This is a genomic window from Paenibacillus sp. FSL H8-0332 (genome assembly GCF_037963835.1).
Lineage (GTDB): Bacteria > Bacillota > Bacilli > Paenibacillales > Paenibacillaceae > Paenibacillus_AQ > Paenibacillus_AQ rhizoplanae.
The window spans coordinates 4,605,788-4,622,908 of sequence record NZ_CP150145.1; the positions used below are offsets into that span (position 1 = coordinate 4,605,788).

Below are 17,121 nucleotides of genomic sequence, written 5' to 3' on the forward strand. Positions count from 1 at the left end.
AGCCATTATTCATCCTTAGAACCATAATGGTGCTGACTAAAATCCATCAAAGCTTTCTTCAGTTCTTCAGTTCGCTTGAACTGCCAAAACTTTTGCATCGACTTTTCATGAAGCCCTGAACAAATAAAACTTATATTTCTATCCATACGCAAAAACTTGAATAGCTTCATACTGTAGCAATAATAAAACTCATTTTCTGAAAACATAACTTATCTCCTTTCAAATATATTCACGCAAAATAAGCTTCCGTACGATTAGCGGAAACATGTTGAATATTTCTATTGAATTATTTCGAGATACATTAAATAACTCGTTTTGAATATCCTTTAGAAACATTTATCCATTGTGGAAGCATCCTTATGTTACCTTTTTCATAACCATGTTCAGGATCAATTCTGTCCAATGTGGGGCGATACTTATAAATATAATTATTTGCAACATACACATTCGTTTGAGCAATCCACTCATGTCTAAAAACCTCATCATCCCATAATGCTTCAAAGAAACTTTTCACATTATCAAAGCTACATCCAACATTCTCATAGCCATCTCGAATATATGTTGCCCTACCTCTTTCAAATGCCGCATAACATGATTTATTTAATAAATACATAGCTAGATCATCCCGCTTAAGTCTCTCAACCCTCTCTTTAGCATGATCTTTTTTGCATTTCTTGCAGTAATTCGCTTTTCTATCCTTGGTATTACACTGGTTGTAAAAGTTATCATACGACAGACATCTATTGCATTTGCCACACACTTTCATTAATATTCTCCTCATTTATTTGATAAATCATCCAAACTTAGCCACAATACCTGTAACTGTTGCATATGTGAAATCCACTTTCCCTCTGAACATGGTGCTACTTGCTTGAGCTGCTTCAATAATAATTGGTCCCATTGTAGTAGTTAGCGCTAAATTACCCGCTGTCTGAGCAAGCCCACCTCTATATTCATTGCGATAATAGAAATCAATTGACGAAAAATTTCCGCTGTCTATAGCTACTCCGTTTTTCTCGTTAATGTTATTCTTTGAAACTAACCCATTACCAGAGAGTTCAAGATAGCCCTCATTCGAAGCTGCAGTTTTAATGGTTGAACCAGTAATAGTAGAACCTATAATTGAACCAGTGAATGTCCCATCTAGCGCTGTTAGCTTTCCATCCATGCTTACTTTGAAAGGTGCATTAGCAAATGTGCCATTACCCAAGTAAACACCGTTAGAGTCCGCTTTGAACACGTTATTGTAACTACCAATTGCTACTGTTCCACCATAAATATTAGGTGATTGTATGGAAACTGAGTCAATGTATGTTGCTTTAATAAAACTTGGAACAGTCGGGATACTTGGTTGATCTGTGATTTGATCCCATGACATTCGTGCGTTAGCGCCCATTTTTACATTCATGTATTATCCCTCACCTCATATGCTTTTGTTCCAGTTTTAGAGATTACATTCACATTTATTATCCCACCTACACCTTTCTCTCCTTTACTCACAACCTTATACGTGCCCAGAACGCTCTCAATTGCCTTGTAAGGGTCGAAATGCTTAGGTAGGTAGTCTAGAGCGATATCCTGTGCAATGCCTCTTGCAGTCATCATAGGAGCGATTGTAATATGTGGTTCAAAATTGTCCGTATGACAATACTCAACCATTCCGCTTTCATTCTTTGATACATCGTAAAACGCAATAACCGTAGCCAGACATGCCCCGTTTGGATTAACCTCGTAGTAAGTTGGATAGGTGGATGTACCTCTCTCGACTCTCTCATTACGATGCTTGCAATTTGATCAATAGAAGTTAATTCGCTCACTTGCTTAGATACGATTGATCGCAACTCCTCACAGTAATCTTGCACACCTGAACAGAACATGGAGACATGGTCATTAAGTGTAGTTAACTTCTTATGACTATCACTGACCACCTTATCCCCTCTGGTGATGCGCCCATCTCCAAATATCATTACGTAGTTACCTGGGTAATTTACTGCAATGCATAAACTCATTTTCTTCACCTCATTTCTCTAGGATATATTTCTTGTATTTTTCTTTGTTTTTGTGGTTCATACCAACCCGTCCATTCTCGTAATTCCCTACATGTCCTCTTGAACATTTGAGATACGCAGCTAACTCTGTTAACGTAATTCGCTTCTTGAACCTAAGAAGTCTAAGCTCTTCATTTTCTGTCATTTACAATCTCCTTTCATTTTTTGGTAATACAAAATAAGGAGACCATCTCTCGTCTCCTTAGATCGCTACATAATTAGATTTAATTATCTGATTTATATTTCTATTATACTATAAAATCAGTTGATTGTCAATATATGTCAATTATCAATAAATTATTAAGAATTTACTACTTCATCTTTTTAATTTATCATACTTCCTTTTCAATTAAATTATACGCTGACTTTACTTGTTCAAGTGTCATCGGGGATGTCTCAAATTCCATGCATTCCTCTATGGTATTAAGCATGTCTAAAAACTCACTTTTATCTAAACCCAAAATGTTTTTTGAATCTATTCCCCTCAATAAGTGATAGGTAATAATTTCGGAATCTAAAGTACTTATTCGTTTTCTATATTTCTTCATAGTTTTCTCTATTGTTTCAAGTTCAGAGGGATCGAACATTTCTATAAACATTTGTTGGTATTCGATTAATAATTCTAATTTATGCATAATCTTTGCTTTTTCCATTTGCAGATGTACTTCTCCAACAGCATTTTTAATAAATTCGTATAGTGTTTCATTAATAACGTTTGATACGTACTGATCACCATCAAGAGTAATATTGTTCATATAGAATACCTCCGTAATTTATTTTAATTTGCGCTTGATAATTAAGAGTCATTTTTTTATACCTTATTAGTGTTTTATTCATTCTACTTCTTCACTATCTGTAGCTATCCCGTGAATCTTTTTTTCTTTTTCTTGGTTAATATATTCCTCTTTTTCCTCAGTATTCATACATCAACAAAGCTCATAACAACAACTCCTTTATTTTAATTTACGCTTGTTATATGTTAAATGAGGATTAATTCCTCATCTACACTCCATATAAATCATAAACATTATCTTCAGTCACGAATTCCTTTATAGAATTATAAGATTTCACATTATAAATATTACATATATCTAGTAGCAAAGATAAATTTATAGGTACTCTCTTTTGTTTCATTTTGTCATTTGCAAAGCTCAGCATCCCGGAACGCGATATATTCTTAATGGTAAAATTATCTAATCCTAACGCCTTTTCTATAGTACTAATCCTACGATAAATTACAAATTTATCTGCTGGACCTAGATTTTTTATTTTACCAGTATTTGAACTCCGAATAATATATAGACCACCAACTAGTTCTGTATAGTTTCTTACATTACTGCTTTCATCCATTAGACCATTACTTTTATAATAATAAGGTTCTTCATATGCTGCCATAATCAAATCTAGACTTAATTGAGTAACATAAGTTTTTCTTGTAGAGCCGTCTTCGTCAATTAAAGCTACCTGACCAGTTAAATCATCCACGTCAGTTTCCTTAAGATTACGAAGTTCACTAACAGCTTTACCCTGAACACCATCAAATATTAAACTGATGATTACAGCATCCTGAGGGTTTTTACATTTATCAATAATATTAATAATTTCTTGCTTAGTATAGAATATCTTTGCATCTTTATTCACAAAATTTCGAAACCATCTTGTATCAACTCTATTAAGAATATTATCACTATTACTCTTTATTTTTTTTTTAATAGCCCAATCCACATAAGCAGTCACTATCCTACCGCTACTTTGAGCACTAGAGTTATAATTCATGTCTAATATTTTAAAAAAGTCGATAAATTCAGATAAATCAAATTCACATAAATCTTTTTGCTTTTGTACTTCTAAATCTTTGCTCTTTTGAAAAATGTAACTATAGGTGGTCTGAGTCCTTTTGGGATATCCACTTAAAAAACCAAGTTTATATTCTGGATTAAAGTAACTCTCCATTTTCACAACACCTAACATCATTTTAATTTGCGGTTGATAATTAAATCAATACATGTATTATATCATTTTAATTTTCACCTGTCAATAGAAAGACAGAATACACTAACAGCTTTAATCGAAACCATGTACCTAATACTCAATAAATAATCTACACAAAAAATAAAAAGGCTCGATTATAGAGCCTCTATTGATACACTTAAAATTGAGAATAGCAAACTGAATTTTCATCTTGGATTTAATTTGCTCAATTACTAAGGCTATAAGCCACTTTAGTGCTTTGTATCACGGTATTGTAATACTAAGGCGTTGTTTCGGAATCCAATTTTTTTAATTACTTCGGACTCATTGAGTTTCTGATAATTACTAAACACCGTGTATACCATTTAAATCCTCCGAGGACAAACTAGCCACTCCATTTATTGAAACTTTTCTACGTCATTCTGAGAAGCTATATATCCATAAAGGTCAGTGGGCTATGCTTTTGATACTTCTTACCGATTTCTTCATCTGAGAAATCAAGATAAGCCCGTTGAGTAACTTCTACAGACGAATGTCCAAGAATTCTGCATAGACTGAACCAATCTCCACCGTTCAATATGTAATACTTAGCGAAATTATTTCTCAATTGATGTGGATGAATCATAATACCAACTTTTTGACCAGCATCACGTAAAGCCTTCTCATAATTTCTGATCTCTAACTGGGTTCCCCTTATCGTTGGAAAGAGAAACGGGGAGTCCGAATACCTATCTCTATAGCTCATCCATTTTTTTAACTCGTTCGCTGTTTTATAGGAGAAATAAACAAACCGCTCTTGCTTGTTCTTCGCATTGGTTACATGAATGCTCTTATGCTTGAAGTCGGCACTTTCCGGAAAGAGTGATAGGCATTCACCTATTCTCATACCAGTATCCAGCAATAGTCGCGTCACCACATAATTTCTATATCCATGAAAGGTTGAACAATCAAATTGAGTTAAAACCTTTTTTATCTGCTCTGGAGTTAGGGTTTTTTTCATTTTTCTTTCTACCTTGGGATTTTCAATCTTTGCTGTTGGATTCTTGGGTATTTCTTTCTCGACATCATAGAGGAAATTAAAGAATACTTTGATGTTCCGAACATAGTTTGCGATTGTAGCTGTAGATATTTCTTTTTTATAATCTGTTCGACTTTCTGGATGATTGACTTGTTTCGATGCTTCTACGTTTACAACAGTATATTTACCCCTATCCCGAAGAAACTTGATGTATTGGCGTATATGAGCTGTTTGTACCTTAGCTACCTCTTCAATCTGAAATTCATCTTTTAAATACAAGCAAAATAATTTTAATGCTTGCTCATAACCTGCCATTGTTTTACGGGATAGATTTTTTGAAGAACAATACAGCATGAAGTTTTCAATTTGAAATTCAAAATCAGTCATAAAAAATACCGCCTTTTATTGGATTTTTGGAAACCCAATAAATAGCGGTATATATAGCTCATGGTAAAAAACATTTATCGGTTTAGATTGACCTTTTTCCGATATTTATCGGTATCCTTGCATTACCTAAAATATCGAAATATCCCTCAACAATCCCTTACCACACACTGCCCTAGCCCTTTCAAGACACCTTATGCTCAATGCGCAGCTTGTCGGCGACCATGGCAATAAATTCCGAGTTAGTTGGCTTGGATTTGGAGATATTAATGGTATAGCCGAACAGGTGGGAGATGCTGTCGATATTGCCACGGGTCCAGGCGACTTCAATTGCATGGCGGATGGCGCGTTCAACGCGGGACGGCGTGGTCTTGAACTTTTCGGCTATAGCCGGATACAGCGTCTTGGTGATGGCACCCAGAATCTCAATGTTGTTATAGACCATGGTGATGGCTTCACGCAGGTACTGATAGCCTTTGATATGCGCAGGGACGCCGATTTCATGAATGATCGAGGTAATATTGGCATCCAGATTCTTGCCCTTGGACAGCGGAACCACATTACTGGAAAATCTGGAAGAAGAATAGCCGGACATGTTTGCGGAAGTGCTCATACTGCCTTGCGTACCCACCAGCTGGCGTACACGGTTCGCCAGAACCTCCATGTCAAACGGTTTCAGAATATAATAAGAGGCTCCAAGCTGAACGGCTCTCTGCGTTATATTCTCTTGTCCAAAAGCAGTCAGCATAATGATCTTGGGTTGAGGGTTCAGATCCATATCACGCAGGCGTTCCAGAACGCCGAGGCCGTCCAGATGCGGCATAATGATATCAAGGATAAGGACATCGGGGATCTTGCGTGCTCCGCTGAGCATCTGTAGTACCTCTTCCCCATTATAGGCAATGCCTGTCACGGTCATATCTTCTTGTTCAGTAATGTACTCGGCGAGCAAATTCGTGAACTCCCTGTTATCATCGGCCAACAACACTTCAATATTCTGCACTGGCTGCTTCCTCCTTAGATATCTGCTATTCGGAAAATAATGATCATCTTCTCTCCCTATAACTTTCGACATCAGGATTGAATATCCTTCTGTCGAAAATTATTTTTCTTTATTTTTTTTCGGTGTTGATTTATAATTAAATATTTTGTTTCAGGTTTCGAGGATAATCGCTGCCCTTCGACAAAAAAATCTTAAGGCTAAACCGCCTTAAGATTGTATTGAAGCTCCTGATCCTGTTGAACCACACCTGAGTCCCTAAGCATCCACTCAATGAAGCAGCCATACCCTGACTTGGGATCATTGACGAACACATGGGTCACTGCACCGATTAGACGGCCGTTCTGGACAATCGGGCTGCCGCTCATCCCCTGGACAATCCCTCCGGTCTTATCGAGTAGGCGGGGGTCGGTGATGCGCAGCACCATGCCTTTAGTGGCAGGGGTCTGCTGACGGGCCACATGGATGATCTCCACGTTGAAGCGTTCGACCTGTTGACCGTCCACTACGGTAAGAATCTGTGCGGGACCTTCCTTCACTTCAGTGCTCATGGCCACCGGAATCGGCTCCTGATACAGGCTGTGCTCGGGATTACGGGTCATTTTACCGAATATTCCGAAATCCGTGTTGCTCTCCACATTCCCAAGAACTTGGCTTTCCTTCAAAAAATGAGCCCGTTTCTCGCCAGGATCGCCATCCTGGCTCTTCGAGATCGAAGTGACGCTGGACTGCACGATATGACCGCTGCCCACCACAATCGGCGTACCTGTGTTCATGTCAGTGATGACATGCCCAAGGGCCCCGTATACACCCTGCTTCGGGGCATAGAAAGTGAGGGTCCCTACACCTGCTGCGGAATCACGGATGTAAAGCCCGAGCCGCCACACCTTGTCTGTGCGGTCATACGCGGGCTTCAGCTGAGCTGTGTGCTCTTTACCGCCGCGTTTGTAGACGATGCTTAAAGAATCATTGCTCCGGCCGGCTTGCTCGACCAGCCTTGCTACCTTGGACACCTCGTCCAGCTTCACTCCGTTGATCGAGATCATCAGATCGCCGGGCAGGATGCCGCTGTTCTCGCCGGGTGAAATCTTGGACTGCTCCGATACTTCAATCAGATGATGGCCTACAACAAGCACGCCTGCCGACTTCACCTTTACGCCAATCGTCTGACCCCCGGGGATGACCTTAAGTTCATTCTCGGTTCCCTGTACCGCCCTCAGCGGTTGATGTTCAAGCGGTGCTGCGTGGATCTGTGAGGGTCCCGTTATGCCTGATAAACTGAGAAAGAAGGCAAATAAAAGGCCGGGCATTAACTTCCTGAGGTTAGGCTTCAATGGCTGTCACGCTCCCTTTTGCTTCTTTCGCTTGACGAAAAAGGTGGTCGCCAATTGCGTACCTATAAGATAACCTTGCCCCCAGGCTTTTATTACTGTCAATCATTGTCCCGCTTAGCTTACAGCTGCCTTACTGGCCTCGGCCAGACCCAGCATCTCCTGTGCGTGATGCAATGTTTTTTCGGTAATTTCCACACCGCCCAGCATCCGGGCCAGCTCCATCACGCGGCCTTCAGCCGAGAGGGAGTCCACCTCAGTCATCGTGCGTCCATCTTCGACTTTTTTGGCAATCAGGTACTGATGATCCGCCATACAGGCCACCTGCGGCAGATGGGTAATGGAGAACACCTGGCAGGTGGAGGAGAGCTTGTAGAGCTTGTCCGCAATGGACTGGGCCGCCCGTCCGCTGACCCCGGTATCCACCTCATCGAAGATGAGTACAGGAATGGCATCATGCCGTGCAAAAATACTCTTCATCGCCAGCATGATCCGCGACAACTCCCCCCCTGAGGCGATCTTGCCCAGCGGACGAAGCGGCTCGCCGGGATTCGGGGAGATCATGAATTCAGCGCTGTCGATCCCCTGCCGGGTCAGACGGTACCGCCGTCCCTGATACTCCATACCACGCGGATCTTCAAGCGTCTCCATCTTCACCTGGAGTGAGGTCCGCTCCATCTGCAGATCCTTCAGCTCAACCTCCACCTGTGCAGCAAGATCCGTCGCACATTGCCGCCGCGCTCCACTTAGAGCTCCAGCCGCTTCCATTAAGATATGAAGCAGGCCATCGCGTTTAGCCGTTAATTTCAGGGTATATTCATCCTTATTCTCCAGCAGGTCAGTCTCCCGCTCAATCTGCTGATAATACTCCAGAATCTGTTCAACGCTATCTCCGTATTTACGACGCAGGCCGGTAATCTGGTCCAGACGATTCTCAATATCATCCAGCCGGGCCGGGTTGAACTCGATCTCTTCCCGGTAGTCGCGCAGCTGAAACGCCGCATCCTCCAGCTGATAATAAGCCGACTGTAGTTGCTCGAAGACTGCCCGCAGACCCTTTTCGTCATACCTCACCGCATCTTCAAGCCTGGAGATTACATTGCCAATGGACTCCAGCCCCTGCTTGTCATACAGCAGCTCGTATGCGCCGGATACTGAATCCATCATTTTCTCACTGTGGGATAGTTTTACCCGTTCTTCGGCAAGTAATTCATCTTCTCCCGGTTTTAGTCCCGCAGCAGAAATTTCCTCCAGCTGAAAACGGTACAAATCCAGCATCTGATACGCCTTTTGGCTGGATTCCTGAAGTTCCCGGAGTTCTTTTTCCACTTTGGCGAAGGCTGTATATTTCTCCTGATAATCCGCTTTGAGCGGCCCGATCACCGCTTCTCCATAGGTATCCAGCAGGCCCAGGTGACGTTCTGCCTTCAGCAGGTTCTGATGCTCATGCTGTCCATGAATATTGACCAGCTGCTCCCCTATTTCACGCAGCATGCTCAGGTTGACCATCTGGCCGTTCACGCGCGAGGTGCTTTTCCCCTGAGAGGTAATCTCCCGGCGGACCACCAGATGCTCCTCACGCTCTGCTCCGATGCCCAGCCGCTCCAGCGTATCCCAGACCGGATGGCTTCCCGGCAGACTGAAAAGCGCTTCCATTTCGGCCTTCTCACACCCATACCGGATGGAGTCAGCAGAACCGCGTCCCCCGGCAATGAGTGCCAGCGCATCTATAATGATTGATTTCCCTGCACCGGTCTCCCCTGTAAGGACATGGAACCCCGGATAAAAATGCACATCCACCGCCTCAACCACGGCCAGATTGCGTATAGACAATGTCTCTAACACGAATACAGCACCTCCGACAAGTTGATTGCCTGTCCATCCATAAGCAACTTAAGAAATATAACCCATAATCTGTGCAATGACGTCCTTGCTGTCTTCCGGCTGGCGGCAGATAATCAGGATCGTGTCGTCTCCGGAGATCGTGCCCATAATTTGCGGCCAGTCGATGTTATCGATCAGCGCAGCCACAGAATTAGCCGTTCCCGGCAGACATTTCATCACCACAAGATTCGCGGAAAAGTCGATTTGTACAAAGTTGTCCACCAGCACCCGCTTTAGCTTCTGGGTCGGGTTGTAACGCTGGTCAGTGGGCAGGGAATATTTGTAACGGCCGTCATCCATCGGCACCTTGATCAGCAGCAGTTCCTTAATATCGCGGGATACGGTAGCCTGGGTAACTTGAAATCCGGCTTCCCGCAGCGCCTCGACCAGATCATCCTGGGTTTCGATTTCCTTTTGCGAGATAATTTCTCTAATCTTGATATGTCGGTGTCCCTTCATTGTTGCCTCCTGTATTTATATTGTGCTTAACTGGATTCTCCGTCGTCCTTGCCGAAATTGATCACATGAATGTTGGAATTCACCGTATCCACATACAGTGCCCCGCTGCAATCCGGATAGATCAGCAGATAAGGAAGGATATAGTCCCGGAGTCCGCTGCCGGTGAGTTCAAGCTCCTTGCGGGGGCGGGACAGGATGACCAGATAGTAATGCTCCTCATTCCTGGTGGCTACGTAATCAATGAACAGTCTGCTGTACATCGGCGCACCATTCACTTGAAAAGACAGCGGAATCTTCAGCTTGCCGCCGATGACCTCGTAACCCGCATCCTCCAGCAGATTGATGGACGGATGCGGCTGAATGACCTTGTTGATCGGCACCCGATCCTTCATGAAGGAACCCGGGGACCCTTGCAGCCAGATATAGATTCTATAAAGGATAAAGATTGCCGCCGTAATGCCCATAAGTGCCACTACAGCCTTGTCCGAGCTCGCCACTCCCATCACCTCGGTGATTCTATTCGACGCGAGGGCGGGTGAAATCCTGCTTCCGGGCGACAACATATAATTACTAATTACTTATATTTGCAGCAAAAGAAACTCATCGCTTCGATGAGTTTCCATGGCCCGCAGCGCTGAAGGTTGCATTCGCTTCCTTAATGACCGAGTCGGCAAGCGCGGCGAAATTATTCGGCTGTGCTTCAGCCGCAGAAGGCTGCTGCGCTGAAGCCTGCTCCGTAGCTTCGGGCAACAGCTTCCAGTGTGCCAGAAATTCAATGTTTCCTTCCCCGCCGGTAATGGGGGAATACGTAAGTCCTGCAAGCGTGTAGCCCAGTTCAGCTGCCATGGACAGCACGTTTACCAGCACCTCTTTATGAACAGCCGGTTCGCGCACGACTCCAGACTTGCCCACCTTCTCGCGGCCGGCTTCGAACTGCGGCTTAATCAGCGCAGCGATATCAGCAGGACGATTCAGCAGCGCCATAAGCGGCGGCAGGATGATTTTTAGTGAAATGAAGGATACATCAATACTTGCAAAGTCAGGCACCGGTCCCTTCAAATCAGGCGGGGTCATGTAACGGAAGTTGGTCTGTTCCATTACGGTTACCCGATCATCATTACGCAGGCTCCAGTCGAGCTGGTTATGTCCAACATCAATAGCATAGACATGGGCCACACCGTTCTGAAGCGCACAATCCGTGAAGCCTCCTGTAGAGGAGCCAATATCCAGCATGTTCCTGCCGATCAGTTCGATGCTGAACTGCCGCAAGGCCTTCTCCAGCTTCAAGCCGCCGCGGCTGACATAGGGGTGCAGCGCTCCTTTGACTCTGAGGACAGAGCTCCGCAGCACCTTCATCCCCGGCTTCTCGATCCGTTCTTCGTTCGCAAGCACAAGACCCGCCATAATGGCGGCCTTGGCCTTCTCCCGGCTGTCGTAGAAGCCTTGCTCCACCAACAGCACATCAATTCGTTCCTTAGGGTGTTCCATATTCATCTCCCGATCACTTCGGTCCGCCCTCCGCCCCTGTCTTACGAGGTGGAGGTTGACTTATAGGTATAAGTGCTGAGCCCCTTCATTGACTTAATACGTGCGCACACGGCTTCAACGGTAAGGCCGGTTTCCTGGCGTTGCTCCTTAATCGACCCATGCTCGACGAAAATATCCGGCACTCCCATCAGGTGGACATGCGCATCATATATCTCATGCTCTGCAAAGAACTCAAGCACCGCACTGCCAAGGCCGCCAGCCTGGCTGGCTTCCTCCAGCACCACCATACCCGTTCCAGCATGCGCCAATTCAAGCAGCATGGAGTTATCCAGCGGCTTCAGGAAGCGCGCATTCACCACACCGACCTGAATACCTTCACGTTTCAACACTTCCGCCGCCTCTTCGGCCACCTGAACCATCGGGCCGCAGGCAAGCACGGCATAATCCTCACCGGGACGCAGACGCTCCCATGTGCCGATAGGCAGACTGTGCAGCTCAGCATCCAGAACCACACCGGTGCCGTTAATCCGCGGATAACGGTAAGCAATTGGTCCTTCATTATAGTCCAGCGCCGTCTTCATCATGTGGCGCAGCTCATTCTCATCCTTCGGCATCATAAGCACCATGTTCGGAATATGACGCATAAAAGCAATATCGTATACGCCCTGATGAGTCTCCCCGTCCGCGCCGACGAAGCCCGCACGGTCGATGGCGAACATGACATTGGCATTATGGCGGCAAATATCATGGACAATCTGATCATAAGCACGCTGCATGAAGGTGGAATAGACGGCATACACCGGCTTCATTCCTTCCATCGCCAGCGCCGCACATAAGGTGGCGGCATGCTGCTCAGCAATCCCGACGTCAATCATCCGGTCCGGGAATTCCTTGGCGAACGGGAAGAGCCCCGAGCCGCCCGGCATCGCCGGTGTGACCGCAATCAGTCTTTGATCCTGCCGTCCGAGCTCAATCAGCGTTTCCCCGAAAACTTCGGTATACATCGGGTGGCTGACCGCCTCCACGGCCTTAATGGACTGGCTTGATTCAATTTTGTAGGGCGAGATCGCATGTGATTTATAGAAGTCAGTTTCAGCCGGTTTGTAACCCTTGCCCTTCGTCGTCAGCACATGAACCAGCACAGGCCCTGATACATTATCCGCCTGATGGAAGGTGTCGATCATCTTCTCCAGATCATGACCGTCCACGGGTCCGAGATAGGTAAATCCGAGTTCTTCAAACAGAACACCGGGTACCAGCATGTTCTTCAGACCGTCCTTCACATTCTGCGCAGTCTTCGCCAGACGACCGCCGATGGCCGGAATTTTCTTCAGCAGACCTTCGACCTCATCCTTAGCCCGCAGGTAATGGCGGTCCGAACGGATTTTGCTTAAGTAGTTATGCATGGCTCCTACATTCGGCGCGATCGACATCTCATTATCATTCAGGATCACCATGAGCTTGCGGCGCTCATGGCCGATATGGTTCAGCGCTTCAAAGGCCATTCCGCCGGTGAGGGCACCATCGCCGATCACGGCAATTACCTTATTGTCTTCACCCTTCAAGTCACGGGCCATAGCCATGCCCATTGCTGCCGACAGAGAAGTGCTGCTGTGCCCGGCTTCCCAGACATCATGCTCACTCTCCGTACGTTTGACGAAGCCGCATAGTCCGCCCTGCTTGCGAAGTGTATCAAACCGATCTTGGCGGCCTGTCAGTATCTTGTGCACATAAGCCTGATGACCGACATCATATATCATCTTATCCCGGGGACTGTCATAACAGTAATGCAGGGCCAGCGTGAGTTCCACTACCCCGAGGTTAGATCCGAGATGCCCCCCTGTTACAGACAGCTTCTCGATCAGAAACTGACGAATTTCCTCCGCAAGTACAGCCAATTCTCCGACTGAGTAAGACTTGAGTTGCTGAGGATCGTTTATTTGTGGAAGCAGCACGAGTATTCCCCGCTTTCCTAGATGTTGTAAAATATAAACCCCATTATAACACAAACTAAACGGCTGCCGAAACACAGCCGTTTGCAGAAACTCCATTTAGTGGTCGCGTGACATCAAATAATCGGCAATTTCCAGCAGCCGGGACGGGTCGTTGAACCCGCCTTTCAGGATCGCAAGATGCGCTGCTGCGGTCAATTGCTTGACCTCTGCGAGCGAAGCCTCCAGGCCGATGAAATACGGATAGGTTACTTTTTGCTGCTTGAGATCACTGCCGGTTTTTTTGCCGAGCTTGCTCTCATCGCCGACCAGATCCAAAATATCATCCTGAATCTGGAAGGCCAGGCCAATCTGTGTGCCGAACCGGTGCAGAGCTGCCAGCTGGCCCTCATCCGCACCGGCGATTCTGCCGCCCGCAAGCAAGGAGAAGATCATCAGATCGCCGGTCTTGTGCAGATGAATGTATTGAAGCTGCTGCAGGTCGGTCATTCCCTGCTCGCCTTCCATATCGGCAACCTGACCGCCGACCATGCCGCGCGGTCCGGCCATCTCGGCCAGATCCTCCACGATGGACAATACGCGTTCTGCCGGAACCCCGTGCTTGCGGGAGGCTTGTACCACACTGTAGAACGCATGGGTCAGCAGCGAATCCCCGGCCAGAATGGCCATGGCTTCCCCGAAGACCTTATGGTTCGTCAGCTTGCCGCGCCGGTAGTCATCATTATCCATCGCCGGAAGATCATCATGGATCAGGGAATAGGTATGCACCATTTCAATCGCTGCCGCTACAGGCAGTGCAGCATAACGGCTGCCGCCGAGCGCTTCGCAGGCGGCGGTGACCAGCAGCGGCCGCAGGCGCTTACCACCAGCTTGCAGCGAGTATTCCATCGACTCTCTAAGTACCTGTGGGACGTCCCACTGCTCCGGTATGGATTGGCTCAGAGCCGCCGTAACCCAGCGGCTAACGTCCGCTATATACTGCTCCAGCGGTTCGCGGCCCTGCGGTGCTGCCGAACGGCCCGATGGCTCTAGCTCAGAATGACTCATCGTTATCGCCTTCAAGCCGGCTGCCGAACGGCTTCTTGCGCAGTTCGCCATCCTCTACAGTAATCATCTCAATCTTGCGCTCCACCTGCTCCAGCTTGCTGCCGCATAGCTGCGAGAGCTTCATTCCCTGCTGGAATAAATCAATCGCCTTCTCCAGGGGAACGTCACCGTGTTCAAGCTCACGCACGATACCCTCCAGGCGCTCCATGGCTCCTTCAAAATCCAGTTCAGCTTCCTTCACCATTCGCTTTGCCATCCTCCTTCATTCCCCATACGTGGCAGTTTAGTTGTCCGTCATTAAGCTTTATGTTGACCACATCGCCAAGCTCTACTTCCTTCAGCGATTTGATTAAATGCTGTTCCTTCTCGTCATACACAAGGCTGTAGCCCCGTGACATGACCTTAAGCGGACTGAGCGCATCCAGATGGCGCAGCTCAGCCCCGAACCGCGCGCGCTTATCTGCAAGACGCGCCTGCATGGCCGCCGTCAGCTCACGGGTGAGGCCATCCGTGCGCCGGCGGGCAGCGCTGACGCTGCTAAGCGGATGGAAGCGCTGCAGGCTCTGGTGCAGCAGCGCGCTGCGCCCCTGCGCGCGGCTGTGCCTTGCCTCTGCTGCGCGGAGCAGGGCCGCGCGCAGCATGTCCAGCCGCTGCGCGTGCTGAGCCAGCTGCCGGCGGGGGCCGGCCAGCGCCAGCGAGCGCTGCAGTGCAGCGAGGCGTTCGCCGCCGCGCTGCGAGCGGCGCAGCAGCCCTTGGCGCAGCCGCTGCCGGGTCATGCGCAGCTGCCCGGCCAGCTCGGCTGCGCTCGGCACAGCGAGCTCCGCCGCTGCCGTAGGGGTGGCCGCCCGGAGATCGGCGGCGAAATCGGCGATCGTGAAGTCGGTCTCGTGGCCCACAGCCGAGATGACCGGAATCCTGGAGGCCGCAATCGCCCGGGCGACGCCCTCTTCATTGAAGGCCCACAGCTCCTCCAGGGAGCCGCCGCCGCGCCCGACAATCAGTACATCGGCTTCGCCCATGGCGTTCAGGTTCTGGATGGCCTGTACAATGGACGGGCCAGCCCCCTTACCTTGTACAAGTACAGGGTAGAGAACAATCGCCACCTGAGGATAGCGCCGCTGCAGGGTGATGATGATGTCCCTCACCGCCGCTCCTGTTGGGGAGGTCACAACCCCGATGCAGCGCGGGAATTGCGGCAGCGGACGCTTGCGCTCCGCTGCGAACAGGCCCTCCTTTTCCAGCTTGCTCTTCAGCTGCTCGTAAGCCAGATACAGGCTTCCGATTCCGTCAGGCTGCATATGTGTCGCATAGAACTGGTATTGCCCGTCCCGTTCATATACGGTCACATTTCCCCTGGCAAGTACCTTCGTGCCTTCCTTCGGCACGAACGGCAGCCGTGAGTTATGCGAAGCGAACATGATGGCTTTGATCCGGCTGCTCTCATCCTTCAGCGTGAAGTACATATGCCCGCTTCCGTGATGGGTGAAATTCGAGATTTCACCGCGAATCCATACATCGGACAGCAGCGCATCCGAATCCAGCTTCATGCGGATATATTTGTTAAGCTCCTTAATGGAGTAAATCTGCCGCTCTGCTGCCATAAGTCCGGCCTACTTCAGGCCGCGGCGGCGTGTGGCCGCGATCAGCGTGTTGCTCATCAGCATGGTGATGGTCATCGGTCCCACTCCGCCCGGCACCGGCGTAATGAACCCGGCAACTTCCCGGGCACTCTCATAATCAACATCCCCGGCAAGCTTGCCGGTATCCAGACGGTTCATGCCGACATCAATCACAATTGCGCCTGGCTTCACGAACGAGGCATCAATGAAGTTGGCACGGCCGATCGCTACCACCAGAATATCGGCCTGACGGCTAAGCTCAGCCATATTCGCTGTGCGCGAGTGACACATGGTTACAGTGGCGTTCTCACGCTGCAGCAGCAGGGATACGGGCTTGCCCACAATGTTGCTGCGCCCGATCACTACAGCATGCTTGCCGGAGATGTCCGTACCAGTCCGCTTGATCAGTTCAATCACCCCGGCAGGCGTGCAGGGAAGCAGACTGTCGTCCCCGATGACAAGATTCCCCACATTGACCGGGTGGAAGCCATCCACATCCTTCTCTACCGAGATAGCATCAATCACAGCCTTCTCTTCAATATGCTTCGGAAGCGGCAGCTGAACGAGTATGCCGTCAATATCGCCCCGGCCGTTCAGGTCTGCCACCAGTGCCAGCAGTTCCTGCTGGGTAGTAGCGGCATCCAGCCGGTGCACCTCGGAATGGAAGCCCAGCTCTATACAGGACTTCTCCTTGTTGCGCACATAGACCTGGGAAGCCGGATCTTCACCGACCAGAACGACAGCTAGACCCGGCTTCACGCCGCGCTCTGCTAAGTCTGCAACCTTCCGGGCAATCCCGATCCGAATGTCGTCCGATACCTGTTTACCGCTGATAATCGCTGCTGTCATGTAAGTCTCTCCCCTATTGTCTATTGAAGGCTTATAAGCCTGTTACTGCCGCTTGCTGCTGAAACTGAATC

Annotated in this window: 18 protein-coding genes; all 18 read right to left on the reverse strand. The window is 47.9% G+C overall.

The genetic code is table 11. The features are described 5' to 3' along the window. Positions 1–5 precede the first annotated feature (5 nt). The 18 genes from NST43_RS20050 to folD all read right to left on the reverse strand — a co-directional run bounded on the left by NST43_RS20050 (position 6) and on the right by folD (position 17,050). Positions 6–206, reverse strand: a complete 201-nt coding sequence (locus NST43_RS20050; RefSeq protein WP_339218937.1) for a hypothetical protein — start codon at positions 204–206, stop codon at positions 6–8. Positions 207–301: 95 nt separating this feature from the next. Beyond that, complete coding sequence (locus NST43_RS20055) at positions 302–613, reverse strand: hypothetical protein (RefSeq protein ID WP_339218938.1); 312 nt, start codon at positions 611–613, stop codon at positions 302–304. 180 nt (positions 614–793) lie between these two features. Next, positions 794–1,408, reverse strand: coding sequence for a hypothetical protein (locus NST43_RS20060; protein WP_339218939.1), 615 nt, complete (start codon positions 1,406–1,408; stop codon positions 794–796). Continuing rightward, positions 1,405–1,605, reverse strand: a complete 201-nt coding sequence (locus NST43_RS20065) for a hypothetical protein (RefSeq protein ID WP_339218941.1) — start codon at positions 1,603–1,605, stop codon at positions 1,405–1,407. The genes NST43_RS20060 and NST43_RS20065 overlap by 4 nt, the downstream gene beginning before the upstream one ends. A 775-nt stretch (positions 1,606–2,380) precedes the next feature. Beyond that, positions 2,381–2,803: a hypothetical protein gene (locus NST43_RS20070; protein WP_339218943.1), complete on the reverse strand. Its 423-nt coding sequence runs from the start codon at positions 2,801–2,803 to the stop codon at positions 2,381–2,383. A 247-nt stretch (positions 2,804–3,050) separates the two neighbouring features. Then, positions 3,051–4,001 (reverse strand): hypothetical protein, encoded by a 951-nt coding sequence (locus tag NST43_RS20075; RefSeq protein ID WP_339218944.1) that lies wholly within the window; start codon positions 3,999–4,001, stop codon positions 3,051–3,053. A 448-nt stretch (positions 4,002–4,449) separates the two neighbouring features. Beyond that, positions 4,450–5,424 carry a tyrosine-type recombinase/integrase gene (locus tag NST43_RS20080; RefSeq protein WP_339218945.1) on the reverse strand — a complete coding sequence of 325 codons (975 nt, stop codon included), beginning with the start codon at positions 5,422–5,424 and terminating at the stop codon, positions 4,450–4,452. Between the two features lie 181 nt (positions 5,425–5,605). Then, positions 5,606–6,424: a sporulation transcription factor Spo0A gene (spo0A, locus tag NST43_RS20085; protein ID WP_209984338.1), complete on the reverse strand. Its 819-nt coding sequence runs from the start codon at positions 6,422–6,424 to the stop codon at positions 5,606–5,608. Between the two features lie 197 nt (positions 6,425–6,621). Further along, positions 6,622–7,755 carry a SpoIVB peptidase gene (gene spoIVB, locus NST43_RS20090; protein WP_339218946.1) on the reverse strand — a complete coding sequence of 378 codons (1,134 nt, stop codon included), beginning with the start codon at positions 7,753–7,755 and terminating at the stop codon, positions 6,622–6,624. Between the two features lie 114 nt (positions 7,756–7,869). After that, positions 7,870–9,597 carry a DNA repair protein RecN gene (gene recN, locus NST43_RS20095; RefSeq protein WP_339218947.1) on the reverse strand — a complete coding sequence of 576 codons (1,728 nt, stop codon included), beginning with the start codon at positions 9,595–9,597 and terminating at the stop codon, positions 7,870–7,872. Between the two features lie 48 nt (positions 9,598–9,645). Further along, the gene (argR, locus tag NST43_RS20100) at positions 9,646–10,095 is read right to left on the reverse strand and encodes a transcriptional regulator ArgR (protein ID WP_209984344.1); all 450 of its coding nucleotides are present in this window, start codon (positions 10,093–10,095) and stop codon (positions 9,646–9,648) included. Between the two features lie 26 nt (positions 10,096–10,121). Beyond that, positions 10,122–10,598 (reverse strand): hypothetical protein, encoded by a 477-nt coding sequence (locus NST43_RS20105; RefSeq protein ID WP_339225478.1) that lies wholly within the window; start codon positions 10,596–10,598, stop codon positions 10,122–10,124. Between the two features lie 97 nt (positions 10,599–10,695). Further along, positions 10,696–11,583 carry a TlyA family RNA methyltransferase gene (locus NST43_RS20110; protein WP_339225479.1) on the reverse strand — a complete coding sequence of 296 codons (888 nt, stop codon included), beginning with the start codon at positions 11,581–11,583 and terminating at the stop codon, positions 10,696–10,698. 41 nt (positions 11,584–11,624) lie between these two features. Further along, positions 11,625–13,538: a 1-deoxy-D-xylulose-5-phosphate synthase gene (dxs, locus tag NST43_RS20115; RefSeq protein WP_339218948.1), complete on the reverse strand. Its 1,914-nt coding sequence runs from the start codon at positions 13,536–13,538 to the stop codon at positions 11,625–11,627. A 96-nt stretch (positions 13,539–13,634) separates the two neighbouring features. After that, positions 13,635–14,582 (reverse strand): polyprenyl synthetase family protein, encoded by a 948-nt coding sequence (locus tag NST43_RS20120; protein ID WP_339218949.1) that lies wholly within the window; start codon positions 14,580–14,582, stop codon positions 13,635–13,637. Continuing rightward, positions 14,569–14,826: an exodeoxyribonuclease VII small subunit gene (gene xseB / locus NST43_RS20125; protein WP_339225480.1), complete on the reverse strand. Its 258-nt coding sequence runs from the start codon at positions 14,824–14,826 to the stop codon at positions 14,569–14,571. Before xseB ends, NST43_RS20120 begins: the two co-directional genes overlap by 14 nt. Further along, on the reverse strand, positions 14,810–16,183 hold the full coding sequence (xseA, locus tag NST43_RS20130) for an exodeoxyribonuclease VII large subunit (protein WP_339218951.1): 1,374 nt from the start codon (positions 16,181–16,183) through the stop codon (positions 14,810–14,812). The genes xseB and xseA overlap by 17 nt, the downstream gene beginning before the upstream one ends. Before the next feature lie 9 nt (positions 16,184–16,192). After that, complete coding sequence (folD, locus tag NST43_RS20135) at positions 16,193–17,050, reverse strand: bifunctional methylenetetrahydrofolate dehydrogenase/methenyltetrahydrofolate cyclohydrolase FolD (protein ID WP_209984358.1); 858 nt, start codon at positions 17,048–17,050, stop codon at positions 16,193–16,195. Between the last annotated feature and the right edge of the window lie 71 nt (positions 17,051–17,121).

Bases quoted from the DNA above. Each gene is read 5' to 3' on its own strand.
- folD (WP_209984358.1), bottom strand. From the start codon at position 17,050: ATGACAGCAGCGATTATCAGCGGTAAACAGGTATCGGACGACATTCGG.
- NST43_RS20120 (WP_339218949.1), bottom strand. From the start codon at position 14,582: ATGAGTCATTCTGAGCTAGAGCCATCGGGCCGTTCGGCAGCACCGCAG.
- NST43_RS20050 (WP_339218937.1), bottom strand. From the start codon at position 206: ATGTTTTCAGAAAATGAGTTTTATTATTGCTACAGTATGAAGCTATTC.
- xseB (WP_339225480.1), bottom strand. From the start codon at position 14,826: ATGGTGAAGGAAGCTGAACTGGATTTTGAAGGAGCCATGGAGCGCCTG.
- NST43_RS20060 (WP_339218939.1), bottom strand. From the start codon at position 1,408: ATGAATGTAAAAATGGGCGCTAACGCACGAATGTCATGGGATCAAATC.
- NST43_RS20070 (WP_339218943.1), bottom strand. From the start codon at position 2,803: ATGAACAATATTACTCTTGATGGTGATCAGTACGTATCAAACGTTATT.
- NST43_RS20055 (WP_339218938.1), bottom strand. From the start codon at position 613: ATGTATTTATTAAATAAATCATGTTATGCGGCATTTGAAAGAGGTAGG.
- NST43_RS20110 (WP_339225479.1), bottom strand. From the start codon at position 11,583: ATGGAACACCCTAAGGAACGAATTGATGTGCTGTTGGTGGAGCAAGGC.
- argR (WP_209984344.1), bottom strand. From the start codon at position 10,095: ATGAAGGGACACCGACATATCAAGATTAGAGAAATTATCTCGCAAAAG.
- NST43_RS20105 (WP_339225478.1), bottom strand. From the start codon at position 10,598: ATGGGAGTGGCGAGCTCGGACAAGGCTGTAGTGGCACTTATGGGCATT.
- NST43_RS20075 (WP_339218944.1), bottom strand. From the start codon at position 4,001: ATGGAGAGTTACTTTAATCCAGAATATAAACTTGGTTTTTTAAGTGGA.
- NST43_RS20080 (WP_339218945.1), bottom strand. From the start codon at position 5,424: ATGACTGATTTTGAATTTCAAATTGAAAACTTCATGCTGTATTGTTCT.
- NST43_RS20065 (WP_339218941.1), bottom strand. From the start codon at position 1,605: ATGATGACTGCAAGAGGCATTGCACAGGATATCGCTCTAGACTACCTA.
- xseA (WP_339218951.1), bottom strand. From the start codon at position 16,183: ATGGCAGCAGAGCGGCAGATTTACTCCATTAAGGAGCTTAACAAATAT.